Origin of the sequence: Chromobacterium fluminis (assembly GCF_011602385.1) — a bacterium.
Taxonomy (GTDB): Bacteria; Pseudomonadota; Gammaproteobacteria; order Burkholderiales; family Chromobacteriaceae; genus Chromobacterium; species Chromobacterium fluminis.
Window position 1 is genome coordinate 251,995 of record NZ_JAAOMA010000002.1, and the last position, 23,931, is coordinate 275,925.

The 23,931-nt window shown below is 63.3% G+C and carries 26 protein-coding genes; 11 read left to right on the forward strand and 15 right to left on the reverse strand.

Annotated features, from left to right (window positions below; genetic code table 11):
• The first annotated feature begins 27 nt into the window (after positions 1 to 27).
• From HA052_RS02635 to trhA, 10 genes are all read left to right on the forward strand, one after another.
• Positions 28 to 1,122: an AI-2E family transporter gene (locus tag HA052_RS02635; protein ID WP_166450648.1), complete on the forward strand. Its 1,095-nt coding sequence runs from the start codon at positions 28 to 30 to the stop codon at positions 1,120 to 1,122.
• 10 nt (positions 1,123 to 1,132) lie between these two features.
• Positions 1,133 to 1,807, forward strand: coding sequence for a DnaA regulatory inactivator Hda (gene hda / locus HA052_RS02640; protein WP_043591991.1), 675 nt, complete (start codon positions 1,133 to 1,135; stop codon positions 1,805 to 1,807).
• Positions 1,804 to 2,493, forward strand: a complete 690-nt coding sequence (locus HA052_RS02645; protein ID WP_166450649.1) for a histidinol-phosphatase — start codon at positions 1,804 to 1,806, stop codon at positions 2,491 to 2,493. The genes hda and HA052_RS02645 overlap by 4 nt, the downstream gene beginning before the upstream one ends.
• Before the next feature lie 581 nt (positions 2,494 to 3,074).
• On the forward strand, positions 3,075 to 3,689 hold the full coding sequence (locus tag HA052_RS02650; RefSeq protein WP_081544375.1) for a MotA/TolQ/ExbB proton channel family protein: 615 nt from the start codon (positions 3,075 to 3,077) through the stop codon (positions 3,687 to 3,689).
• A gap of 2 nt (positions 3,690 to 3,691) precedes the next feature.
• Positions 3,692 to 4,105: an ExbD/TolR family protein gene (locus HA052_RS02655; protein ID WP_166450650.1), complete on the forward strand. Its 414-nt coding sequence runs from the start codon at positions 3,692 to 3,694 to the stop codon at positions 4,103 to 4,105.
• 4 nt (positions 4,106 to 4,109) lie between these two features.
• Positions 4,110 to 5,132, forward strand: coding sequence for a tetraacyldisaccharide 4'-kinase (gene lpxK / locus HA052_RS02660; protein WP_166450651.1), 1,023 nt, complete (start codon positions 4,110 to 4,112; stop codon positions 5,130 to 5,132).
• A complete protein-coding gene (locus tag HA052_RS02665; RefSeq protein WP_043591984.1) occupies positions 5,122 to 5,304 on the forward strand; it encodes a Trm112 family protein in 183 nt (60 codons plus the stop codon). The genes lpxK and HA052_RS02665 overlap by 11 nt, the downstream gene beginning before the upstream one ends.
• A complete protein-coding gene (gene kdsB / locus HA052_RS02670) occupies positions 5,301 to 6,074 on the forward strand; it encodes a 3-deoxy-manno-octulosonate cytidylyltransferase (RefSeq protein ID WP_081544413.1) in 774 nt (257 codons plus the stop codon). Before HA052_RS02665 ends, kdsB begins: the two co-directional genes overlap by 4 nt.
• 70 nt (positions 6,075 to 6,144) lie before the next feature.
• Positions 6,145 to 6,801, forward strand: coding sequence for an adenylate kinase (gene adk, locus HA052_RS02675; RefSeq protein ID WP_081544414.1), 657 nt, complete (start codon positions 6,145 to 6,147; stop codon positions 6,799 to 6,801).
• A 316-nt stretch (positions 6,802 to 7,117) separates the two neighbouring features.
• Positions 7,118 to 7,735: a PAQR family membrane homeostasis protein TrhA gene (trhA, locus tag HA052_RS02680; RefSeq protein WP_166450652.1), complete on the forward strand. Its 618-nt coding sequence runs from the start codon at positions 7,118 to 7,120 to the stop codon at positions 7,733 to 7,735.
• 112 nt (positions 7,736 to 7,847) lie between these two features.
• On the opposite strand, the gene HA052_RS02685 is transcribed toward trhA, so the two are convergent.
• The 15 genes from HA052_RS02685 to HA052_RS02755 all read right to left on the reverse strand — a co-directional run bounded on the left by HA052_RS02685 (position 7,848) and on the right by HA052_RS02755 (position 21,817).
• Positions 7,848 to 9,437, reverse strand: a complete 1,590-nt coding sequence (locus HA052_RS02685) for a DUF3369 domain-containing protein (protein WP_081544416.1) — start codon at positions 9,435 to 9,437, stop codon at positions 7,848 to 7,850.
• A complete protein-coding gene (locus HA052_RS02690) occupies positions 9,434 to 10,978 on the reverse strand; it encodes a sensor histidine kinase (protein WP_081544417.1) in 1,545 nt (514 codons plus the stop codon). Before HA052_RS02690 ends, HA052_RS02685 begins: the two co-directional genes overlap by 4 nt.
• A gap of 75 nt (positions 10,979 to 11,053) precedes the next feature.
• The gene (locus HA052_RS02695) at positions 11,054 to 11,971 is read right to left on the reverse strand and encodes a DMT family transporter (protein ID WP_166450653.1); all 918 of its coding nucleotides are present in this window, start codon (positions 11,969 to 11,971) and stop codon (positions 11,054 to 11,056) included.
• 113 nt (positions 11,972 to 12,084) lie between these two features.
• Entirely contained in the window at positions 12,085 to 13,575 is a 1,491-nt protein-coding gene (locus tag HA052_RS02700; RefSeq protein ID WP_081544419.1) for an NAD(P)H-hydrate dehydratase, read from the reverse strand.
• A 45-nt stretch (positions 13,576 to 13,620) separates the two neighbouring features.
• Entirely contained in the window at positions 13,621 to 14,256 is a 636-nt protein-coding gene (locus HA052_RS02705; protein WP_166450654.1) for a flavin prenyltransferase UbiX, read from the reverse strand.
• A gap of 34 nt (positions 14,257 to 14,290) precedes the next feature.
• Entirely contained in the window at positions 14,291 to 15,133 is an 843-nt protein-coding gene (gene rapZ / locus HA052_RS02710; RefSeq protein ID WP_081544421.1) for an RNase adapter RapZ, read from the reverse strand.
• The gene (hprK, locus tag HA052_RS02715; protein WP_019104261.1) at positions 15,114 to 16,070 is read right to left on the reverse strand and encodes an HPr(Ser) kinase/phosphatase; all 957 of its coding nucleotides are present in this window, start codon (positions 16,068 to 16,070) and stop codon (positions 15,114 to 15,116) included. The genes rapZ and hprK overlap by 20 nt, the downstream gene beginning before the upstream one ends.
• Complete coding sequence (gene ptsN, locus HA052_RS02720) at positions 16,063 to 16,524, reverse strand: PTS IIA-like nitrogen regulatory protein PtsN (protein WP_043632481.1); 462 nt, start codon at positions 16,522 to 16,524, stop codon at positions 16,063 to 16,065. Before ptsN ends, hprK begins: the two co-directional genes overlap by 8 nt.
• Positions 16,525 to 16,645: 121 nt before the next feature.
• Positions 16,646 to 16,960 carry a ribosome hibernation-promoting factor, HPF/YfiA family gene (hpf, locus tag HA052_RS02725; RefSeq protein ID WP_019104259.1) on the reverse strand — a complete coding sequence of 105 codons (315 nt, stop codon included), beginning with the start codon at positions 16,958 to 16,960 and terminating at the stop codon, positions 16,646 to 16,648.
• Between the two features lie 67 nt (positions 16,961 to 17,027).
• Complete coding sequence (locus HA052_RS02730; RefSeq protein ID WP_166450655.1) at positions 17,028 to 18,449, reverse strand: RNA polymerase factor sigma-54; 1,422 nt, start codon at positions 18,447 to 18,449, stop codon at positions 17,028 to 17,030.
• A gap of 3 nt (positions 18,450 to 18,452) precedes the next feature.
• Positions 18,453 to 19,181, reverse strand: a complete 729-nt coding sequence (gene lptB, locus HA052_RS02735; RefSeq protein WP_019104257.1) for an LPS export ABC transporter ATP-binding protein — start codon at positions 19,179 to 19,181, stop codon at positions 18,453 to 18,455.
• Complete coding sequence (lptA, locus tag HA052_RS02740) at positions 19,178 to 19,732, reverse strand: lipopolysaccharide transport periplasmic protein LptA (protein WP_081544423.1); 555 nt, start codon at positions 19,730 to 19,732, stop codon at positions 19,178 to 19,180. The genes lptB and lptA overlap by 4 nt, the downstream gene beginning before the upstream one ends.
• Positions 19,722 to 20,291 (reverse strand): LPS export ABC transporter periplasmic protein LptC, encoded by a 570-nt coding sequence (lptC, locus tag HA052_RS02745; RefSeq protein ID WP_081544424.1) that lies wholly within the window; start codon positions 20,289 to 20,291, stop codon positions 19,722 to 19,724. Before lptC ends, lptA begins: the two co-directional genes overlap by 11 nt.
• Positions 20,288 to 20,812 carry a KdsC family phosphatase gene (locus HA052_RS02750; protein WP_166450656.1) on the reverse strand — a complete coding sequence of 175 codons (525 nt, stop codon included), beginning with the start codon at positions 20,810 to 20,812 and terminating at the stop codon, positions 20,288 to 20,290. The genes lptC and HA052_RS02750 overlap by 4 nt, the downstream gene beginning before the upstream one ends.
• Before the next feature lie 24 nt (positions 20,813 to 20,836).
• Positions 20,837 to 21,817 (reverse strand): KpsF/GutQ family sugar-phosphate isomerase, encoded by a 981-nt coding sequence (locus HA052_RS02755; RefSeq protein WP_166450657.1) that lies wholly within the window; start codon positions 21,815 to 21,817, stop codon positions 20,837 to 20,839.
• 117 nt (positions 21,818 to 21,934) lie between these two features.
• Here HA052_RS02755 and HA052_RS02760 point away from each other — a divergent pair, with 117 nt between their 5' ends.
• Positions 21,935 to 23,908: a monovalent cation:proton antiporter family protein gene (locus HA052_RS02760; RefSeq protein ID WP_166450658.1), complete on the forward strand. Its 1,974-nt coding sequence runs from the start codon at positions 21,935 to 21,937 to the stop codon at positions 23,906 to 23,908.
• Positions 23,909 to 23,931: the final 23 nt, after the last annotated feature.

Genomic DNA, 23,931 nt, shown 5'->3' on the forward strand with positions numbered 1-23,931 from the left:
AAGCAGCACATTTTAACTGAAGTCGAGATGAAACGCTCCCAAAACCGTCTGATTCCCTGGGGCATCGGCGCAACAGCCTTGCTGTTCGCCGGCTGGCTGTTGCAGCAGTTGGCCGCCGCGCTGACGCCGTTCGCGGTGGCCGCAGTGCTGGCTTATGTGCTCAACCCGGCGATGCGCCGTCTGGCCGGAAAAGGCTTGCCGCGGCCATTGGCCGCCGGCCTGTTGACGCTGGCCGGCATGGCCGCCACCATTGCCCTGTTGCTGGTGGTGGCGCCCATGCTGTTCAAGCAGACTCAGGGCCTGATAGACCGCTTGCCTGTCTTGGCGGATTTCGCCCAGGGCCGGGTGCTGCCCTGGCTGCGCGCCGAGTTCGCCATCCATCTGGAGCTGGACGCCGCCGACTGGAAGCGAGTGCTGGCCGCCAACGCCGGCGCCTTGAAGGGCGCGCTGTCGGCGGTGGCGCTGCGGGCGACCCAGAGCGGCTTCATGCTGGCCGGCCTGCTGTTCAATCTGCTGTTGTTGCCGGTGCTGCTGTTTTATTTCCTGCAGGATGGGCCGCGGATGGCCGCGACGCTGGCCACGCTGGTGCCGCGGCGCTGGGCGGGCGAGGTGGAGTCCCTGGCGGGGGAGCTGGACCGGGTGTTGGGCGAATTCCTGCGCGGCCAACTGTCGGTGATGCTGATCATGGCTTTGATCTTCGCATCCAGCCTGGCCTTGCTGGGGCTGGAGTCCGGCATCGCCATCGGTGTGGTGGCCGGCTTGTTGGTGTTCATCCCCTACCTGGGCACTTTTCTAGGCTTCGCTCTGGCCGGGCTGGCCGCCGCGCTGCAGTTTGATTCCGCCGGCGAAGTGCTGCTGGTATTGGGCGTGTTCGGCGCGGGTCAGCTGCTGGAAAGCTTTTTGATCACCCCTTGGCTGGTGGGCGAGCGCATCGGTCTGTCGCCGGTGGCGGTGATCTTTTCCTTGCTCGCTTTCGGCCAGTTGTTGGGTTTCGCCGGGCTGTTGCTGGCCTTGCCGATGGCGGCCGCCACCTTGGTGATATGCCGCTTTCTGGCGCGCGCGTATTTCAACACACGCTTTTATCAGCGTAAAATCAGAAATAGACATCAAAACCCAGTTTGATCGCCTTCACTTGGACCAGTTAATACTTGATTTGACGCCCACCCCCTTGCCGGCCTTCGATAATTTCCTGGCCGAACGCAACCGCGAGGTGATAACCGCGCTGACGGCCGAGGCCGGCGAGCGCTTTATCTATCTGTGGGGCGAGCCCGGCTGCGGCAAGACGCATTTGCTGCAGGCCTGGATCGCCCACGCCGAGCGGCTGGGGCGCGCCTCCATCTATCTGGACGGCAAGACCGAGCATCTGCCGGACTTTGCGCGCGAGGCCAGCTTCATCGCCGTCGACCACGTCGACGACTTGGCGCCGGACGACCAGATTACCCTGTTTTCCTTCTACAACTCGCTGAAAGAAAGCGGCGAGTCGCGGCTGTTGATGGCGGGCCGCCAGCCGCCGATGGCCCTGGCGGTGCGCGACGATCTGCGCACCAGGCTGGGCTGGGGCCTGGTGTTCGAGGTCAAGGCGCTGTCGGACGAGGACAAGCTGGCCGCGCTGCGCAGCCACGCCGCAAGCCGCCAGTTGTCGATCCCGGACGATGTCTACCGCTACCTGCTGACGCATTGGCGGCGCGACCTGTCCAGCCTGATCGGCATGATTGACATATTGGACCGCTATTCTTTGGCCATGAGGCGGCCGATCACCGTGCCGCTGGTGAAAAACGTTTTGCAAACCGCAAGCCCGGAACCATGACCGACACCACCGCATTGCGCAACCTGGCGCTGTTCGACCTCGACCACACCCTGATCGCAGGCGACTCCGACTTCGAATGGCCGCGCTTCCTGATTCAGCGCGGCATTCTGGAGCAAGCGCATTACGACGAGCGCAACAATTATTTCTACCGGCAGTATCAGCAGGGCACGCTGGACATCCACGAGTATCTGGCGTTCGCGCTGGAACCCTTGAAGCGTTTCAGCCGCGCTGAGCTGGACGCCTTGCACGCCGACTATCTGGAGCGGCACATCAAGCCCATCATCACCCGCAAGGCGCGTGATTTGCTGGCCGCGCACGCGGCTCAGGGCGACGAGATCATCATCATCACCGCCACCAACCGCTTCATTACCGGGCCGATCGCCCGCGAGCTGGGCGTAGAGCATCTGATCGCCATCGAGCTGGAAGAGGAGGAGGATGGACGCTTTACCGGCCGCGTTAGCGGCGTGCCCAGTTTTCAGGAGGGCAAGATCACCCGTTTGCAGCAGTGGCTGGACGAGCGCGGCTTGAGCATGGACAGCTACGGCCAGAGCTTTTTCTATAGCGATTCGCACAACGATCTGCCCCTGCTGAAGCTGGTCGACCACCCGGTGGCGGTGGATCCAGACGATACCTTGCGTGCCCATGCGGAGCTGCAGGGCTGGCGTGTGATTTCGCTGCGCGATTGAGGCGCGGCAATTATCCACAGCGGCGGCTGAATAACCTTGTGGATAACAGTGTGGATTGCTTGCCGGGGCTTGGCTTTTGCTGGCGAAGGTTAAAAAAGCGGCAGTGCCCAATCACGGTCGCGAAATTGATAGATTTGCTTGAAAGCCTTGCCTGGCGGGGCTTTCGTCAAGTTGACTTTCGAGCGTCGCTGACGAATTAAGGCGAGTATTCGAAAGCCTTTATAAAAGATGGGTTTAGGCGGCTTTGTTGACAACTCTGCGCAGTTTTCGTCGCTAAGAACGTGTTTACGATCTCGCGAGCTAAGGCGAGACAAGGCGAAAACGGCTGAGAAAGCGGAATGTACGCGTGGTACATGAGCATTTCGAAGCGGGTTTCAACGCCGTATCGCCGACGCGCAGCAGATCGTAAACAGGTTCTAAGCGTCTGTTTGCGGTTGCGGCGACGGCCGCATGCGGCGGCGCCGGTTGCTGAATCTGCATGGATGCCGCTAAAGTTCAAGGTCTGTCGCGCCGGGTTTCGCTAGAACCGAACCGGCGCGGCGGACCCTAGTGTTTGCAATCGTTTTTCGGAGAACCCCCTCGTGTGGTCAATCATTGAAGCGGCCGGCTGGCCGATCTGGACCATCATCGCCGCCTCGGTCGTGTCGCTGGCGATTATCTTTGAACGGCTGTTCAGCTTGAGAAAGGGCAGCGTGGCGCCGGAGGGTCTGCTGGGGCAGGCCTTGCAGGAATACCGCCGCGCCGGCGCCAGCGAGGAGCTGCTGCGCAAGCTGCAGACGCATTCGCCGCTGGGTCGGCTGTTTTGCGCCGGTTTGCGCAACGTCGGCGGCAATCGCGAAGTGATGAAGGAAGCGATCGAGGACGAGGGCCGCGTGGTGGCGCATCAGTTGGAGCGCTTGCTGACCACCTTGGGCACCATCGCCGCGATGGCGCCCCTGCTGGGCCTGTTGGGCACGGTGATAGGCATGATTGAGATCTTCGGTTCGCAGTCGCCGGCCGGCAACAACCCGCAGGCGCTGGCGCATGGCATTTCCATCGCGCTGTACAACACAGCCTTCGGCCTGATCGTGGCCATTCCCAGCATGATGTTCTATCGTCATTTCCGTTCCAAGGTGGACGGCTTGTTGGTAGAGATGGAGTCGCAGGCGATCAAGCTGGTGGAAGTGTTGCACGGCGAGCGTAAAAACGGGGGTTGAGCATGAATTTCCGCCGAGGCCGCAGCCGCGAAGAGCCGGAGATCAACTTCATTCCGCTGATCGACGTGCTGCTGGTGATCCTGATCTTTCTGATGGTCACCACCACTTATTCCAAGTTCGCCGAACTCAAGATCAATCTGCCGGCCGCTCAGGGCGAGCAGGCCAAGACCAAGTCGTCGGAAATCACCGTGGCGGTAGCGGCCAACGGAGATATGGCGGTGGGCGAAGCTAAACTCGCAGCCGGCGACAAGGCGGCTTTGTTGAACAAATTGAAGGACGACGCGGCGGGCAAGAGCGACGTCATCGTCATCGTCAACGCCGACGCCAAGGCCACGCACCAATCCGTGGTGACGGTGATGGAGGCGGCACGCGAGGCCGGGCTCAATCAGTTGACCTTCGCCACCCGTTCGCAATAGCCGCATGCATTGGATAGAACGGCAATGGTATCGGCCGCGTTGGTGGCTGACAGCCCTTCTGGCTCCGCTGGAAGGGCTGTTTGCCCTGTTGTCGGCGGCCAGGCGGCTCGCTTACCGTCGCGGCTGGCTGCGCGCGGAGCGCTTGGACGCGCCGGTGGTGGTGGTGGGCAATATCAATGTCGGCGGCGTCGGCAAAACGCCGCTGACCCTGGCCTTGTTGCGCGATTTGCAACAAGGCGGCGTCAAGGCGGGGGTAATCAGCCGCGGCTACGGCGGCAGCCATCGCCAGCCCACGCTGGTGCTGCCGGACAGTTCGCCGGAGGAGGTGGGCGACGAGCCACTCCTGCTGGCCGCCGCCGGCGCGCCGGTGGTGGTGGGCCGCGACCGCGTCGCCGCCGGCCGCCACCTGCTGGCGCTGAATCCTGATGTGCAACTGATATTGACCGATGACGGCTTGCAGCATTATCGGCTAAGCCGCGATCTGGAGATCGTGGTGCTGGACGGCGCGCGCGGAGGCGGCAACGGGCGCTTGTTGCCGGCCGGGCCCTTGCGCGAACCGTGGTCGCGGCTGGGTTCGGTGGGCGCGGTGGTGGTCAATGGCGGCGATGCCGCCGGCCTGGTTTTGCCGGCCGGGCCGCGGCGTTTTGCCATGCGTCTGCGCCCGGCTCCCCTGCAGCGCTTGGACGCGCCCGAGGAGACGCGGGCGGCGGCGGATTTCGCCGGCTTGCGCTTGGCGGCGATGGCCGGCATCGGTCACCCGCAGCGCTTTTTCGACACGCTGGCCGGCTTGGGGCTGCGGCCGGAGCTCTGCTTGGCCTGGCCCGATCATCATCAATTCGATGCCGTGGACCTGCCGGTCGGCATGGACGCGGTGATCGTCACCAGCAAGGACGCGGTCAAGCTGCGGCGGGTGATTCATGATGCAGCGCAGCGTGCTAGACTATGGGTTTTGCCGGTTCAGGCGGAGTTGGAGCCTGATCTGAGCGCTTGGATTCTGGATCGACTGAAGATAAAACATGGACGCTAAATTCCTGGATATTCTGGTGTGCCCGCTGTGCAAGGGTCCGCTGGTTTTCGACAAGGCCAAGCAGGAGCTGATCTGCAAGGGCGACCGGCTGGCTTACCCGATCAAGGACGGCATCCCGATGATGCTGGAAGCCGAGGCCCGCGAGCTGGCGCCGGAAGAAGAGATAAAATGAGCCGCGGCTTTTGCGTGGTGATTCCCGCGCGTCTGGCGTCCAGCCGCTTGCCGGGCAAGCCGCTGGCCGACATCGCCGGCAAACCCATGGTGGCGCGGGTCGCCGAGCAGGCGGCCAAGAGCGGCGCAAGCCGGGTGATCGTGGCCACCGACCACGACGATGTGCTGTCCGCTTGCCGCGCGCACGGCGTTGAAGCGCTGATGACGCGCGCCGACCACGCCAGCGGCACCGACCGGCTGGCCGAAGTGGCGCAGGCGCTGAAGCTGGCCGACGATGAGATCGTGGTCAATGTCCAGGGCGACGAGCCGCTGATCGATCCGGCCCTGATCGATCAGCTGGCGGCGCTCTTGGCCGCCGGCGACGCGCCGGTGGCGACCTTGGCGCATCCGTTCCGCGACGCCGCCGACATGTTCAATCCCAATGTGGTCAAGACGGTGCTGGACCACGCCGGCCGCGCGCTGTATTTCAGCCGCGCGCCGATTCCCTATGCCCGCGACGCCTTCGCACAGGATGCGAGCGCGCTGCCCGCGGACCTACCGGTGCTGCGGCATATCGGCATGTACGCCTATCAGGCGGGTTTTCTGAAGACCTATAACCGTTTGGAACCGGCGCCGCTGGAGCGTTTCGAAGCGCTGGAGCAGTTGCGGGTGTTGTGGCACGGCTTCGCCATCAAGGTGGCGGTGGTAGAGTCCGCGCCGCCGGCCGGCGTGGATACGCCGGAGGACCTGGAGCGCGTGCGCCATTTGCTGGGCGACGGACGGAACCCATAAGCCGGGCCGCGTCGGCGCGGCCCGGATTTCGATATCAAATCATCTTATTCAAATTGACGGAGCGATCTTCATGCGACTGATCCTGTTGGGGGCGCCTGGCGCCGGCAAAGGCACCCAGGCCAATTTCATCAAGGAAAAATTCGGCATCCCGCAAATCTCCACCGGAGACATGCTGCGCGCCGCGGTCAAGGCCGGCACGCCGCTGGGGCTGGAAGCCAAGGCGATCATGGACGCCGGCGGCCTGGTGCGCGACGACATCATCATCGGCCTGGTCAAGGAGCGCATCACCGACGCGGATTGCGCAAATGGCTTCCTGTTCGATGGTTTCCCGCGCACTATCCCTCAAGCGGAAGCGATGATCGCCGCCGGCGTGGACATCGATTACGTCGTGGAGATCGACGTGCCGGACGCGGCCATCGTTGAGCGCATGGCCGGCCGTCGCGTGCACCTGGCCTCCGGCCGCACCTATCACATCAGCTTCAACCCGCCGAAAGTGGCCGGCAAGGACGATGTGACCGGCGAAGAGCTGGTCCAGCGCGACGACGACCGCGAAGACACCGTGAAAAAGCGTCTGGCGGTCTACCACGAACAGACCGCGGTGCTGGTGGGTTTCTACGGCGAGCGTGCCGCCAGCGGCGACGCCAAGGCGCCGAAATACGTCAAAATCGACGGCACCCGCGCGGTGGAAGTGGTGCGTGACGAGGTGCTGAAGGCGCTGGGCGCCTGAGAGTCTGTTTACGATCTGCTGCGCGTCGTGGAGCTTTACACGGTGAGTACACCTTTGTACCACGCGTACACTCCGCTTTCTCAGCCGTTTTCGCCTTGTCTCGCCTTAGCTCGCGAGATCGTAAACACGTTCTAAGAACCTGTTCCGGGTTCTCCAAGAAGACCAGCGGGCCTTATGGCCCGCTTTTCTTTTGGCGCGTCGAGAAAGGGCTGGCGCGTCGACGGCAACAGGCGGAGAATTGAACCTGGAGCCTGCGAGCGGCTCCAAAAGTTTTTGTACGACAAGCCGGAGCGATGCCGGCGCAAGGATAATACCTATGTATCACGGGGAACGTTTCAACGGGATTTCCCATTTGATCGGCACCTTGCTGGCCATTGCCGGGCTGGTGGTGCTGGTGACCATGGCCGCGCGCGAGGGCGACCCCTGGAAAGTGGTCAGCTTCAGCCTGTACGGCGCTACTTTGGTGGCTTTGTATCTGATTTCCACGCTGTATCACAGCTTTCGCGGACGCGCCAAGGCGGTGTTGCAGAAGTGCGACCATTCGGCGATCTATCTACTGATAGCGGGCAGCTACACGCCGTTCGCGCTGGTGACCCTGCGCGGCGCCTGGGGCTGGAGCCTTTTCGGCGTCAGTTGGGGCCTGGCCGTGTTCGGCATCATTCAGGAGCTGACATTGGGGCGGCGCACCCGTTTTCTGTCGATGATTCTCTACGTGGTGATGGGCTGGCTGGTATTGGTGGCGTTGCCGCCGCTGATTGAATCGCTGCCCAGCGGGGGGCTGTTTTGGCTGGCCTTGGGCGGGATTCTGTACAGCGTGGGCATCTACTGGTTTCTCAACGACGAGAAAATACGCCATGGTCACGGCATCTGGCATTTGTTTGTGCTGGGCGGCAGCGTCTGCCAGTTTGTCAGCGTGTTGTTCTACGTGGCCTGAGCCACGGCTTGAAGTCCTCCCGCAGCGGCGGGCCGGAAGAAGAAGGGCGAAGCCAGCGCTTGCGCTGTTTTCGCCCTGTTTTATTCCGGCCTTGCTTAGCGTCCGGGCGCGCTTACTCGTCCGGCAAATCCTGCAACCGGCGTTCTTTGACCAGGGTTTCCAGCGCGCGCACCACTTCCGGATCAAACTGACTGCCGGCGCGGCCGGAGATGTAGTCCATGGTGTCGCGCAGCGTCCACGGTTCCTTGTAGGGCCGCTTGTTGAGCAGGGCGTCAAACACGTCGACCACCGCGACGATACGCGCCGACAGGGGGATTTCGTGCGCTTTCTGCTTTCTGGGGTAGCCGTTGCCGTCGAAGTGCTCGTGGTGGCCGCCGGCGATTTCCGAGCCCAGCGACAGATAGCTCATGCCTTCCACCATGCTGGCTGATCTGGCCAGTATCTGCGCGCCTATGGTGGCGTGTTGTTCCATGATCACCCGTTCGTCCGGATCCAGCTTGCCCGGTTTGAACAGGATGTGGTCCGGGGTACCCACCTTGCCCACGTCGTGCAAGATGCTGGCCATGCCCACCATGTCCATGAATTCCTTGCCCATCAGTTCCGGATAGGCGCCGTTGTCCCGCATCTGCCCGGCGATGGCGTCGGTCAGCCGCTGCACGCGCAGCACGTGATTGCCGGTGTCGGTGTCGCGGAATTCCGCCAGATCCGCCAGCGCCACCACCGTGGCCTCCTGCGCGCTGCGCAGCTGGCTATAGAGGTAGAGATTGTCGTAGGCGGCGGAGATGCGCTGGCAGAACACGTCGAGCAGGTCGCGCTCCACTTCTTCAAGCGGCCATTGCGGGGTGAAGTGGATGATGAATTCGCGGCCGTTGCGCGAGGTGATGTAGAGCACGTCGTAAGGGTGCTGGTAGATGCTGCGTTTTTCGGCGAAGGAGCGCAGGATCACCTGCTCCAGCTCGGGGAAGGGGCTTAGGTCGCCGCTTTGCCCCAGCGGTTCGTAATTGCCGGAGGCGGCCAGGATTTCCAGTTCCGGCCGGCCGTTGCTGTTGTCGTTGCGCACGCACAGGATGCCGTCGCTGCCGATGTCCAGCAACGCGCTGATCTGGCGCAGCACGCCGGAGGCGAACTCGCGCAGCGAATACAGTTGGTATAGGTCGGACGCGCTTTCCAGGATCTTGGACAGGCCTTGGCGGTTTTTCTCCAGCGACAGCAGGTTTTCGTAGGCGCGCAGCGAGGAGATGATGGTGGTGAACAGCTTTTGCACCGTCAGTTCGGTCTTGGTCTTGTAGTCGTTGATGTCGTAGTTGAGGATGACTTCCTGTTCTGGTGCCTGTCCGGGCTGGCCGGTGCGCAGCACGATGCGCACCAGGCCGTTTTTCAGGTCTTGGCGGATCTGGTGCACCAGCTTCAGCCCGGCGTCCTCGCTTTCCATCACCACGTCCAGCATGATCAGCGCGATGTCCGGATGCTGGCGCACCACTTCGTAGGCTTCCTTGCCGGAATGGGCGCTCAGCAGTTCCAGCGGTCGTTCTTTGTAGCGGATATTGCGCAGCGCGATGCGGGTGGCGGTGTGCACGTCCTTTTCGTCGTCGACGATCAGGATTTTCCACGGATGACGGCCATCGTTCACGGCGGACGCGGCTTCGGCTGGAGCGTCATCGTCCAGCAGCCAGTCGTCTTCCTGGTTGGTGATGTCGCTCATGCTATGTTCTCCTTGCTCTGATTGACCGGGGCGGAACAGGGCATGGTGATGGTGAAAGTGGTGCCTTTGTTCACTTCGCTGTGCACCTCGATCGACCCGCCCAAGCGTTGCCGTACGATGTTGTAGACGATGTTGAGCCCGAGGCCGCTGCCGCCGCTGCCGCGGCGGGTGGTGAAGAAGGGATCAAACACCCGGCTGAGGTTTTCTGGCGGGATGCCTTTGCCGTCGTCGCTGAGCGTCAGCGTGATGTAATGCGGGTTGTTGCGCCGGGCCTCGATCAGGATTTTGCCGCTGCTGCGGTTTTCGAAGCCGTGCACCAGGGAGTTGACCATCAAATTGGTGACCACCTGGGCGAAGGAGCCGGGATAGCTGTCCAGCAGGATGTCTTCCTCGCATTGCACGTTGATGGTGGTGTTGGCGTGCTTGAAGCGCGGCTTCAGGCTGGTGATCACTTCATTCAGATAATCTTGCAATTGGAAGCTGCGCCGCGCTTCGCTGGTCTGATCCACCGCCACCTGTTTGAAGCTGTGTATCAGGTTGGCCGCGCGTTCGGCATTGGACAGAATCAGGTCGCTGCATTCCTTGGCAGTGTCCAGATAGGCTTGGAAGTCGCTTTTCTTGACAGTGCCGCCGTCCACTTTTTCTATGATGTGGCTGGTGGCGGTGCCCAGGTGAGAGGCGGTGGTGAGGGTGATGCCCACCGGGGTGTTGATCTCGTGGGCGACGCCGGCCACCAGGCTGCCCAGCGAGGCCATCTTCTCGGTTTCCACCAGGGTCTGCTGCGCTTCCATCAATTGGCGATAAGCCTCTTCGGCGCGGTCGCGTTCGGCGCGGGCCACGGCTTCGGCCTCGGTGCGTTTGGCCAGGTCGCCGGCGGTGCGCGCCACGATGCGGTTGAAGCCGTTGACGATGCCGCCGATCTCGTCGTCGGCGACGTGGGTGACCTGGGCGCCGCTGGCGTCCGGTGCTCGAATGGCGGTGTTCAGAGCCTGCTGCAGCCGCGCCAGCGGCTGGAACAGGAAGCGTTGCAGATTGAAGGACATGATCATGAAGATCATCACATCCAGCAGCAGGATCTGGGCGGACAGTTCAATCAACTGGTCTCGCTGATGCTTGGCCAGAGCCTGGCGCGACAGGTAGACGGTGGCGTTGCCCAAGTGCTCCTTGCCCTGATAGATGATGGGGATGTTCAGCATGTCGTCCGAACGCGGCTCCTCCGACGGAGGCATGTCGCGGATGCTGCCGTCGGTATCGTGGCTGCGGCCCAGACTGAGCCCGGATTCCCCCTTGACGCTGATGGCGATGATGGACGGCCAGCTCAGCTCGCTGTCCAGCGTCAGCCTGACGTTCTCGTCGTCCAGCTGCCAGACGCTGTGCGGCAGCGACATCGCCAAGCGGGCTTTGACCGCGGCGCGTTGGGATTGGTAATCGGCCTCATTGCGTTCTTGGTTGTGCAAATAGGAAAACAGGCCCGTCGTCCCCAGAATGGCGGTGATCCAGGCCATCAACCAGAACATCAATTTGGTTTTTATGCTTTTCATTATGTTCACAGTTCCAAGTGCCCACACTGAATCCTAGGCAGTTCTGGCGCGAATACCAAATCCGGATGAGCGCGGTTAGCCGCCGCCGTCGGCGCTCAGCGCCGCGGCGGGCTTGGCGCGCGGGGCCAGCTTTTGCAGCGCCAGTCCGCTCAGAATCAGGCCCAGCCCAACCAGCGTGGAGGGCAGGATGGCTTCGCCGATCAGGAAATGGATCAGCGCCAGCGACAGCAGCGGCGATAGGAAAATCAGGTTGGCGATGCGGGCGGTGCTCGGCGTCAGCTTCATCGCCGTCAGCCACAGGACGAAGGTGAAGCCCATTTCAAAGGCGCCGACATAGGCGGCGCCGGCCAGGCCCTGCCAGGCCACCGTGCCCAACTGCCCGGTATAGGCGCACCAGGCCAGGCTCAGCGGCAGCGAAAAGGCGAAATTGAGCGTCAAGCCGATGACCGGTTCGCGCGCGTCGCGGGCGTTGAAAATCCAGTAGCCGGCCCACAGCAGGGTGGAGGCCAGCGCCAGCGCCACGCCCAGCGAATCGGAAAAATGCAGTTCGAGCACCTGGCCGCGGGTGCCTATCACCAACACACCCAAGTAGCAGACCAAGGCGGCGGCGATATCGCGGCGCTGCAGTTTCTGCTTGAGCAGCGGCACCGCCAGCAGGCTCATGGTCAAGGCCCAAGTGTAGTTGATCGCCTGGGCCTCCTGTGCCGGCAACAGCGCGTAGGCCTGGAACAGGATCAGATAGTACAGCGCCGGGTTGACCGCGCCGAAGATAAGAGAGGCGCGCCAGTGGCGGCGCAAGGCCGGCGCAAGCTCCGGCAGCCGGCCTTGGACGGCGAGCAGTCCCAGCAGGCAGAAGAGAGAGGCGGCGCTGGCGTAGAGCACCAGTTGAGCCGGGCTGAGATGGTCAAGGCTGATCTTGAAGGCGCTGGCCACCGTGGACCAGGCCAGGACGGCGGCGAGTCCGTAGGCGTAAGCTTTAGATTGTGACTGCAAGGTAATCCCCGGGGTGACGGATGAGGGGCCGCGGGACGGCCATGCCGCCGGCCCGCGCGCCGATGCCCCATTCTAATGCAAATGGATTTTCACCGGGGAGCTCGCCTGGGGTTTCAGCTTGCCTGTTCCTGCGCCCGTTCCTGAATCAGCCGGTTCAGCATCAGGCTGGCGCGCCAGGCGGTGTCGGAAGCGGACAGGCCGATGGGGCCGCCGGTTTCCATTTCGAAATCATCGCCGGCCAAGCCGTGGATGTGCACCGCCAGGCTGGCGGCTTCGAAAGGCTCCATGCGCTGGGCCAGCAGCGCGGCGATGATGCCGGTCAGGACGTCGCCCTGGCCGGCCACCGCCAGCGCCGGGCCGCCGCTGGTGTTCAAGTGGTAGAAGCCGTCCGGGCCGACGATCAGGCTGCCGGCGCCTTTGAGCACGACGACGCAGTTGAAGTGATTGGCCAACCGGCGGGCCGCCAGCAGCCTGTCCTTCTGCACTGTCTCGGTGCTTTGTCCCAGCAGGCGGGCGGCCTCCGCCGGGTGCGGGGTCAGCACAGTGCCGGCCTGGCGTTTGGCGATCAGCGCGGCGGCGGCGTGGTCGTTGGCCAGCAGGTTGAGCGCGTCGGCGTCCAGCACCAGCGCCTGCGGCTGCTGGATGACTTGGTCCAGCAGGCGGCCGGCCAGCTCTTGCAGGCCGAGACCGGGGCCGACGGCGAGCACGTCGGCATCGGGCAGGTCGGCGACTTCATCCAGCGCGGAGATCATCAGCTCCGGCACCACCGGATCCACCGGCAAACGGTCGTCCAGCGGGCAGACATGAACCTTGCCGGCGCCGCAAGCCAAGGCGCTGCGTCCGGCCAGCAGCGCCGCGCCCAACATGCCCGGCGCGCCGCCTATCACGCAGACGGTGCCGAACAGGCCCTTGTGGCTGTTGCGCGGGCGCAGCAGCGCGCGGACGTCCGGCTGGTTGATGCTGCCCTCCGCCGCCGGAATCAGCCTGGGCGGGCAATCCAGCAGCTCCAGCTCCACGTTGCCGGCCAGATCGGCGCCTGAGGCGCTGAACAGGCCGGGCTTCTGGCATAGAAAGGTCAGGGTGTGGCTGGCCTGGATCGCAGTGTTGGCCGGCACGCCGGTATAGGCGTCCAGGCCGCTGGGGCAGTCCAGCGCCAGGATGGGGCTGCCCAGTTGGTTGATGCGGTCGATCAGGGTGGTCCATTCCAGGTCGAAGTCCCGACTCAGGCCCACGCCGAACAGTCCGTCGATGACCAGCTGCGGCGCGCGGTAGTCGCGCGGCAGGTCGAACATCACATGGCCCTGCGCTTGTTCCAGCTCATGCAGCGCTTCCGAGGTGGCCGGGCTGGTGGGCTGGGTGGGCACCAGCACATCGACCCGGAAGCGGCGGCGCATCAGTTCCAGCGCCGCGTACAAGGCGTCGCCGCCGTTATTGCCGGGACCGGCGCAGATCAGTAGTCGGGACGCGCTGGGCAGATGGTGGCTGATCCAGTCGGCGGTAGCCATCGCCGCGCGCTGCATCAGGTTGTAGCCGGCGTCGGTGGCTTGGCGCTCTAATTGGCGCAAGGCGTCCAGGCTGAGAATGCTTTGGTCTTGTGTCGGCATCCGGATGCTCCTCGTTGGCCGGGCCGCGAGCGGCGCGGCGGCGGGCTAGGGCGCTGCGGGACTGTCCGGGGCGGGCTCGCCCCAACGCGGCGTTAATTGATTGTCGATGCGGAGCTGATCCAGAATTCGCGCCACCACGAAGTCGATCATGTCGTCCACGGTCTTGGGATGAGTATAGAACCCCGGAGACGGCGGCAGGATGACAACGCCGAGACGGGCCAGCTTGAGCATGTTTTCCAGGTGGATGGCGGAGAACGGCGCTTCGCGCGGAACCAGCACCAGTTTGCGTTGTTCCTTGATGCTGACGTCGGCGGCGCGCTCAATCAGGTTGTCGCTGCTGCCCTGGGCGATGGCGGCCAGCGTGCCCATCGAGCACGGGCAGACCACCATGGCGTCGGCCGGGTTGGAGCCGGACGCCACCGGCGCGAACCATTCTTCGCGGCCGAATACCGCCAGCTGACCGTCGCGCGCGCCGCTGCGTTGCATCAGCCACTGTTGGGCCTCGGCTGGGCGCGACGGCAGGGTCAGGTCCATTTCCTGTTTGGCCACCACTTGGGCGGCTTGCGAATACAGCACCCAGACGCGGACGCCGGCGGCGATCAGGCAATCGATCAGCCGCAAGCCGTAAGGCAGGCCGGAGGCGCCGGTCAGGGCGACGGTGACGGTTTTGATCGGGCGCATGAATGTCTCCTGTAGGCGGGCGGCCCGAACGCGTTCAGTTCTGGCGGTAGAGCTGGCGATGGCGCACCAGCACCTGTTCGGGGGCGAACAGGCGGGCAAGTTGCTCCGTGATGTAGACCGAGCGGTGCTGGCCGCCGGTACAGCCGACGGCGACGGTCAAATAGCTGCGGTTTTCCATGCTGAAACAGGGCAGCCATTTGCTGACCAGCTGCTGGATATCGTCCACCATCTGTTGCACTTCCGGCGTTTGCTGGAAAAAGTCGATGATGGCTTGATCGCGGCCGGTGAAGGGGCGCAGCTGCGGGTCGTAATAGGGGTTGGGCAGGCAGCGGACGTCGAAAACGAAGTCGGCATCCCGCGGCAGGCCGTGCTTGAAGCCGAAGGATTCGAAGATCAGCGTCAGCCGGCTGCTGTCGGCGTCCACCAGTTCGCGCACCCAACTGCGCAGCGCGTTGGCGGACAGCTCGCTGGTGTCGATGCGGGTGCCCAACTCCATGATCTCGGCCAGCATGTCCTGTTCCAGCAGAATGCTTTCCTCCACCGTGACGTCGGCGCCGGACAGCGGATGGCGGCGACGAGTTTCGGAGAAGCGCTTGACCAAGGTGGCGGGCGTGGCTTCCAGGAACAGCAGGCGCACGTCCACCTGCTGGGCCCGCAATTTTTCCATTTCCGCCGGCAAGGCGCCCAGCGACGGGCCGGAGCGGGTATCCACGCTGATGGCGATCTGCTCGTAGCCGTAGTCGGCGTACAGCGACATCGCCTCGTGCAGCATGGTGGCGGGCAGATTGTCCACGCAGTAGAAGCCGGCGTCTTCCAGGGCGCGCAGCGCCACCGACTTGCCGGAGCCGGACAGGCCGCTAATCAATATCAGGCGCATTTTCCTGGTCTCTGAGGAAGTTGGTGTGGCGTTCGATGAACTCGCGCGTGCTGTCGATACCGCGCAGTTGCAGAATGTAGTTACGCACCGCGGCCTCCACCAGCACCGCCAAGTTGCGGCCGGCGGCCACCGGCAGCACCACTTTGCGGATGGTGACGCCGATGATGTCCTGGGTTTCCGACTGGATGTTGAGGCGGTCCAGCGCCTGCATCGCCTGGTCGTTGGCCTTGACCAGGTGAATGATCAGCCGCAGCACCTTCTTGGGCCGCACCGCGGTTTCGCCGAAGATGGTGCGGATGTTGAGGATGCCCAGGCCGCGCACTTCCAGGAAGTCGCGCAGCAGGGGCGGACATCGGCCTTCCAGCGTGTCCGGGCCGATGCGGTACAGCTCCACCGCGTCGTCGGCCACCATGCCGTGGCCGCGGGAAATCAGTTCCAGCGCCAGCTCGCTCTTGCCCATCGCCGAATCGCCCATGATCAGCACGCCGATCTCGAACACGTCGAGGAAGACGCCGTGCAGCACGGTGGACACCGCCAGCGCCCGCGCCAGATAGATGCGCAACACATCCATCAGGTAGGGGCTTTCCAGCTTGGTGGTCATCAAGGGGACGTTGTGGGTGTGGCAGTAGTCGCGCAGCAGCTTGGGCACGGGCTGGTCGTTGGCCACCATCACCACCGACATGCTCTTGTGGAACAACTGATCGAGCGCGGTCTTGGCGGCGGATTGCTCCAGCCTGTTCAGATAGTCCACCTCGGCGAGGCCCAGCACCTGGACCCGGTTGGGGTGGATGAAGTTGAGGTGGCCGACCAGCGCCTGAGTCGGGCGCTGTTCGTCGTTGCCTATCATATTGTCGGCGCCGCCGGTGCCCGCAACCCATGTGAGGTTGAGCTTCTGCTGGTTTTCCTGGTACAGACGGCGGACGCTGATGCTAGGCATTGGGCACCCAATTATTGAGCAGCTGGTAGAGCTCGTCGCGGATGGAGATGCCCAGCATCTGTTCGCGCATCTGGCGGCTGGAGAACAATTGGGCCAGCTCGGACAGCACTTGCAAGTGCAGGTCCGTGGCCTGTTCCGGCACCAAGAGCACGAACAGGCACTGTACCGGCTTGCCGTCGGGGGCATCGAAGGGAATAGGCGTTTTCAGGCGGATGAACACGCCCATAGCTTCCTTCAGGCCGCGCGCGCGGCCGTGAGGAATCGCCACTCCCTGGCCAAGGCCGGTGGAGCCAAGCTTTTCGCGGGCAAACAGGCAATCGAAGATTTCGCTGCGCGCGATGCCCCGGGTATTTTCAACCAAGAGGCCGACCTGCTCGAACACGCGCTTCTTGCTGGCGACGTCAAGATCCAGCAACACGTGTTCGGGGGTCAGGATTTTGCCGATGAGGTTCATATTGGATTATGCATGCGGCTGAGAAAAACCCGGCAATTCTACGTTGCCTTGATAGTACTGAAAACGGGCAAGTGCAAAGAAAAGCGGGAACCCGCAGGCTCCCGCCTTCCAATTCAAGGGATTACAGGCTGGCTTCAGGCGCCGGAGCACGGTGTTCAGACTGTTTTTCCTTGTGTTTCAGCACTTGGCGGTCCAGCTTGTCGATCAACAGATCGATGGCGGCGTACATATCGGATTCGGTGGCTTCCACGTGAATGTCCTTGCCGGACAGATGCACGTTGACTTCAGCCTTTTGCACCAGTTTATCAACAGACAGAGTAACGGAAATGTCGATCACATGGTCGACATGTCGAGTAACGCGCTCCATTTTGGTTTCAACGTATTCGCGCAGGGCGGGAGTTACTTCCAGATGCAGTCCAGTTACTTTGAGGTTCATACCCTAGCTCCTTCTGGTGTTGACAGTCCGGTCGGGTCGGCCGGATCGCTGTATTCCGCCGCCTGGCTCACAGCGTCTTGCGCTGGTTAACCGGCGGTATCTGCATGGCTTCACGATACTTGGCTATCGTGCGTCTGGCAACTTGTATTCCCTGTTTGGACAGCGCTTCGACCAGGGCGCTGTCGGACAGCGGTTTGCTCGGCGATTCGGCGTCTATCAGGCTGCGGATATGCGCCTTGATCGCGGTGGCGGAGCACTCGCCGCCGCTGTCGGTTTCCAGCGCGCTGCCGAAGAAATACTTGAGCTCGAACAGACCGCGCGGGCAGAGCAGGTATTTCTGGGTGGTCACCCTGGACACCGTGGACTCATGCAGGCCCAGCTCGTCCGCGATGTCGCGCAGAATCAGCGGGCGCATGGCCACTTCGCCGTGCTCAAAGAACGATTGCTGTCGTTCAACGATAGCTTCCGCCACTTTCAGGATAGTGTCAAATCGCTGCTGGATGTTCTTCACCAGCCATTTCGCCTCTTGCAGCCGCGAGGACATTTCGCCGTTGCCGCCGCGGTTTTCCGCCAGCAGCCGCGCGTACATCTGGTTGACGCGCAGCCTGGGCACGGCGCCGCCGTTCAGGGTTGCCACCCAGCGGCCCTTGCGTTTTCTGACCGAGACGTCGGGGATTACGTATTGGGTGTCGCTGGCGCCGAAACCGGCGGTGGGGCGGGGGTTGAGGCGGGCGATCAGCGCCTGGGCGGCGCGCAGCGCGGCGTCGTCCACGCTCAGTTGCTTTTTCAGCCGAGTGTAGTCGCGATTGCCCAGCAAGGTCAGATGATCGCGGACGATGGCCAGAGCCAGTTCGCGCTGAGGCTCGTCCGGATCCAGCCGCTGCAATTGCAGCGCCAGCGCCTCCGGCAAGGAGCGCGCGCCGACGCCGGGCGGATCGAACTGCTGCAGCAGGCGCAGGCCTATCATCAGCTCGTCGGTCTCGATTTCCAGTTCCAGCGGCAGGTGGCTGGCGATGTCGTCCAGCGTCTGGCTCAGATAGCCGTCGTCGTCCAGTTCTTCGATCAGCAACTGAACGATGGCCTGGTCGCGCGTGGGCAGCGCCACTTCGCCCAGTTGCGCCAGCAGGTGCTCGCGCAGGCTGATTGGACAGGGCACGTTCAGCATCGGGTCCAGCTCGTCGTCGCCGTCGCCGCGGCGTCCGCCGCTGCCCCAGTCGCTCAGTTCGCCGGCCTCGGCGCCGCGGTCGCCGTCATCGCCGGAGGATTCGTCGCGACTGTCCGCCGGGGCTTCCGGCTCCTGGGCGGCGGCGTCCGGCGCCTCGCCTTGCGGCGCTTCGTCGCCGCGTTCCAGCAAGGGATTGTCCAGCAAGAAGCGCTCGACTTCAGTCTGCAGGTCGAGGGTGGACATCTGCAGCAGCTTGATCGATTGCTGCAGCTGCGGCGTCAGGGTCAGCTGCTGCGATACCTTGAGCTGAAGGGTCTGTTTCATCGCTTATAGGTGGAAGTGTTCGCCAAGGTAAACTTCGCGCACCTTCTCGTTGTTGACCAGTTCTTCCGGCTCGCCGGAGGCGAGCACCGAGCCTTCGCTGATGATGTAGGCGCGGTCGCAGATGCGCAAGGTTTCGCGGACATTGTGGTCGGTGATCAGCACGCCGATGCCGCGCTCCTTCAGGAAGGAGATGATTTTCTGGATGTCGATCACCGCGATCGGATCGACGCCGGCGAAGGGTTCGTCCAGCAGGATGAAGCGCGGCCGGGTGGCCAGCACGCGGGCGATCTCGACGCGGCGGCGTTCGCCGCCGGACAGCGAGAGCGCGCTGCTGTCGCGCAGATGGCCGATGTTGAGGTCGTCCAGCAGCAGGTCCAGCTCTTTTTCCAGCTCCTTGCCCTTGAGGCCGGACACTTCCAGGATGGCGCTAATGTTCTCTTCCACCGTCATGCGGCGGAAGATGGAGGCTTCCTGCGGCAGATAGCCAAGGCCCAGGCGCGCGCGCTGGTGGATGGGGTAGTGGGTGATCACCTGATCGTCCAGGCGGATTTCGCCGTCGTCGGCGCCGATCAGGCCGACGATCATGTAGAAGCTGGTGGTCTTGCCGGCGCCGTTGGGGCCGAGCAGGCCCACCACTTCGCCGCTGGCGATTTCCAGCGCCACGTCCTTGACCACGGTGCGTTTTTTGAAGCGCTTGCGCAGGCGCTCTACCTTGAGCACGCTTTGCGTCATTTGGCGGCTCCGCTGGCGGGCTTGGCCGCCGCCGGCTGGGAGGCGGCGTTTTTGGGTTGCAGGATCACGGTGACGCGGCCCTTATTGGGGCCGGTGGCGGTGCCGCCGGTCACTTGGTAGGTTTCGTTCTGGGTGTTGTAGGTGATCACATTGCCCACCACCAGGTCGCCTTCGCGCTTGACCCGGGCGTTGCCGGTCAGCACGGCGAGATTGGCCGCGCTGCTGTAGTCGAGGCGGCTGGACTGGCCTTCCACCCATTCGTTCTTGCCGTCCATTTTTTGGCGGAAGGTGACGATGCGGCCGGTGGCCACCAGGGTCTGTTGGCCTTGCTTGTCCTGAGTGGCGACAACTTTGTCGGCGTTCAGGCGCAAGGTGCCCTGGATGATGACCACATTGCCTTCGCAGGTGGACACGCCCTTGATCTGGTCCATGGTGCAACCGTTGTCGCTGGTGATTTCCATCGGTTTGGTGCGGTCGGCCTGTTCGGCGTGGGCGACGGAGGCGGCGGCCAGCGCCAGGCCGGCCAGCAGGAGACGGAGCTTATTTTTCATAAATGATCTTGGTGTGAGACAGCAGGTTCAACAAACCTGTCTGTTGCTGATAGACGAAGCCCACGGAGTTGCCGTGCGATTTTCCGTGATAGAACACGGTGGGCGCGGCGGAGCGGGCGATTTTCTTGGCGGTGTCGACGTGCATGGCGCTGGTGACGACCTTGGTCTCCGGCTTGTCCGCGGCTGCGGGCTGGATCATGGTCGCCTTCTTGTCGAAGTAGGCCTGTTGAGTTTTGTTGTTGTAACGGCCGACGTCGCCGATCAACTGGTATTGCAGTGCGCCTTGCTGGTACTGGTAGAGCTCGGGGTTTTCGAAGAAGGCGTCGTCCTTGCCCGGGTACTGCCACATGCGGGTGGCGATCAGCCGTTCATTGAGCTTGCCTTGCGCGTCGAAGCGGGTGGCGATCAGGTGTTCGGCCACGTATTCGGGCTTGTCCGGGTCCAGTTCGCGTCGGTTGCTGTCCCAGCGAGAGACTTGGTCCAGCCAAACGGTCAAGAGGCCGGTCAGGCCCACCAGCAGCAGCGGGAACAGGCGGTGGGAGCGCAGCAGGCGGATCATGCCAGATACCTTGCCAGGATCTGATCGAAGGAGCCCTGGGCCTGCATGATCAGTTCCGCCAGTTCGCGCACCGCGCCTTTGCCGCCGGAGCAGCCGGTGACGTAGTGCGCGCGCTGACGCACCAGGGCCGGCGCTTCCGGCACCGCTACGGCCAGGCCGACGCGGGTGATGATGGGCAGGTCGATCAGATCGTCGCCGATGAAGGCGCATTCCTCGGCGCTCAGGCCGGTGCACGTCAGCAACTCGGCCAAGGCCAGCTTCTTATCGTGCACGCCGCCGTAGTAGTGGTCGATCTGCAGCGCCTGGGCGCGATGTTCGACGCAGCGGTCGGCGCGGCCGGAGATGATGGCCAGCTTGACGCCGGTGGATTGCAGCAGGCGCAGGCCCAGACCGTCTTGCACGTTGAAGGATTTGCTTTCTTCGCCGTGGGCGTTGTAGTAGATGCGGCCGTCGGTCATCACGCCGTCCACATCCATGATCAGCAGCTTGACCTTGCGGGCTTGCTCGAAAATGCTTTGCATGCTTGTCCTTGCTAATGCCGACGTTCAGATCACGCCGGCTTTGAATAGGTCGTGCAGATGCAGCGCGCCTATCAGCTTGTTGTCTTCGTCTACGACCAGCAGGCTGGTGATCTTGTTCTGTTCCATCAGGAACACCGCCTCGGTGGCCAGTTTTTTCGGGCCTATGGTGCGCGGCGAGGGGCTCATCACCTGATCTATGGTCAGGTCGTAGAGATTGGCGGAGCGTTCCAGCGTGCGGCGCAGGTCGCCGTCGGTGTAGACGCCCAGCAGGGCGTTGTCGGGGGAGCAGACGGCCAGCATGCCCAGCCGCTTGCGCGACAATTCCAGCAAGGCGTCTTTCAGCGAGGTGCCCGGCGCCACCCGCGGCAATTCATCGCCGCTGTGCATGATGTCGGAAACGTGAACCAGCAGCTTGCGGCCCAGGCTGCCGCCCGGATGCGACAGCGCGAAATCGCCTTGACCAAAGCCGCGCGCGTCCATCAGCGTCACCGCCAGCGCGTCGCCCAGCGCCATCTGCACCGTGGTGCTGGTGGTGGGCGCCAGGCCCAGCGGGCAGGCTTCCTTTTCCACGCGGGCGTCCAGATGGATGTCGGCCTCCTGCGCCATGGTGGAGTTTTCGCGTCCGGTCATGCAGATCAAGCGCACACCCTTGCGCTTCAAGGCCGGCAGCAGGGCGATGACCTCGTCGCTTTCGCCTGAGTTGGAAAGGGCCAGCACGATGTCCTGGGCGGTGATCATGCCCAGGTCGCCGTGGGCGGCCTCGCCCGGATGGACGAAAAAGGCCGGCGTGCCGGTGCTGGCCAGGGTGGCGGCGATCTTGCGCGCCACGTGGCCGGACTTGCCCATGCCGGTAACCGCCAGACGGCCGGGGCTGGACAGAATCAGGTCCACGGCGGCGAGAAAGTCGCCGTTCAGGCTGCGCGACAACGCGGTAATGGCTTCGGACTCTATCTGCAGGACTTCCCGGGCCAACTGGAGCCGGGACGGAGCTTGTACTTTTTCCATAATTCGAAAGTATATCAAAGGTTATAATCGCTGAACGCAGGCTGGTGCATCTTTTGCTTGGCATGTGTTAAAAATTGCAGCCTTCCATCCCATCAGCCTCAGGAGTTCCGCCGCGCGATGCATTCGTCTCTTGCCCCTATCGTCTTGGTTTTGCTGGCTGCGGTGCTGTCGGTGACCTTGTGCCGCAGCCTGAAAGTGCCGGCCATGCTCGGCTATCTGGTGGTGGGCTTCCTGGCTGGCCCCGGCGTGATGAATTTGATTCCGCAAGGCGAGGAAACCGCCTTTCTCGGCGAGATCGGCATTGTCTTCATGATGTTTTCCATCGGCCTGGAGTTTTCCCTGCCCAAGCTGCGCGCGATGCGGCAGCTGGTGTTCGGCGTCGGTTTCGGCCAGGTGGCGGCCACTATGCTGTTGGTGGGCCTGGCGGTGGGCTGGATCAGCGGCAGCCCGCTAACTGGCTTCGCCGTCGGCGGCGCGCTGGCGATGTCTTCCACCGCCATCGTCAGCAAGCTGCTCAACGAGCGGCTGGAGTTGAACCAGGCTCACGGCCAGTTGGCCATCGGCGTGTTGCTGTTCCAGGATATCGCGGTGGTGCCCTTGCTGATCCTGTTCCCGGCCTTCGCCGGCGGCAGCGACACCTTGTGGATGGATCTGGGCCTGGCGGCGTTGAAGGTGGTGGTGGTGCTGGCTCTGTTGTTGTTCTTCGGCCAGCGCCTGCTGCGGCCGTGGTTCCACCTAGTGGCGCGACAGCGCTCGGGCGAGCTGTTCATGATCAATGTGCTGCTGGTGACCTTGGGAGTGGCCTGGCTGACCGAGCTGTCCGGCCTGTCGCTGGCCTTGGGCGCTTTTGTCGCTGGCATGTTGATTTCGGAAACCGAATACCGCTATCAGGTGGAGGAGGACATTCGGCCGTTCCGCGACATCCTCTTGGGTTTCTTCTTCGTCACCGTCGGCATGAAGCTGGAGCTGACGGTGTTGTTCGAGCGTTTCGGCGAAGTGCTGCTGATGTTGGCCCTGCTGCTGCCGATCAAGGTGGCTGTGGTGTACGGCGTGGCGCGCGGTTTCCGCCACAAGTCCAATGAGTCCATGCGCGCCGCGCTGGCCCTGGCGCAGGGCGGCGAATTCGGCTTTGTGCTGCTGGCGCTGGCTTTGAACCTGCATCTGGTGCCGGCCGGCACCGCTCAGGCGGCGATCGCCGCGATTCTGATCTCGATGCTGATCGCGCCCTTCCTGATTCTGTACGGGGACAAGATCACCCGCCGCCTGATCAAGCAGGACTGGATGTTCCAGGCGCTGGACCTGCACCATATGCTGGTGGAGAGCATGTCCAAGAACGACCATGTGGTGATCTGCGGCTACGGCCGCAGCGGCCAGGCGCTGGCGCGGCTGTTGGAAGCGGAGGAGATTCCGTTCTTCGCGCTGGACATGGATCCGGAGCGGGTACGCGAGGCTGGGGAGGCTGGCGATCCGGTGGTGTTCGGCGACGCCGGCAAGCACGAGGTGTTGGTGGCGGCTGGCTTGATGCGCGCCAAGGCGGTGGTGGTGACTTTTGCAGACACACACGCGGCCTTGCGTATTCTGAGTTCGGTTGAACATGCGCGGCCGGGGCTGCCGGTGATCGTGCGTACCGTGGACGACAGCGATATGGATCAACTACGCCACGCCGGCGCCGACGAGGTGGTGGCCGAGGTGATGGAGGGCAGCCTGATGTTGGCCTCGCAGGCCTTGCTGGTGGTCGGCGTGCCGCCGAGCCGGGTGGTGCGTCGCATCCGCGCGGTGCGCGAGGAGCGCTACGGCCTGTTCCGCGGCTTCTTCCGCGGCGTCAGCGACGAGGGCGAGGGCATGGACGAGGCCTTGGTGCCTCGCTTGCAGAGCGTTCAGGTCTGCACCGGGGCGGCAGCGGTGGGACAGCCTCTGGCCAATTTGCATTTACAGGATTTAGGCGTGGAATTGAAGGCGATCCGCCGCCAGCGAGTGCGGCGAACCGATTTCGACGACAGCTTCGAGGTGGAGCAGGGCGACACACTGGTGTTGTTGGGTACGCCTGAACAGCTGGCGCTGGCGGAATACCGGATTCTGCAGGGAGAGTAAGGTCCTACGAGATAAAGCCGAAA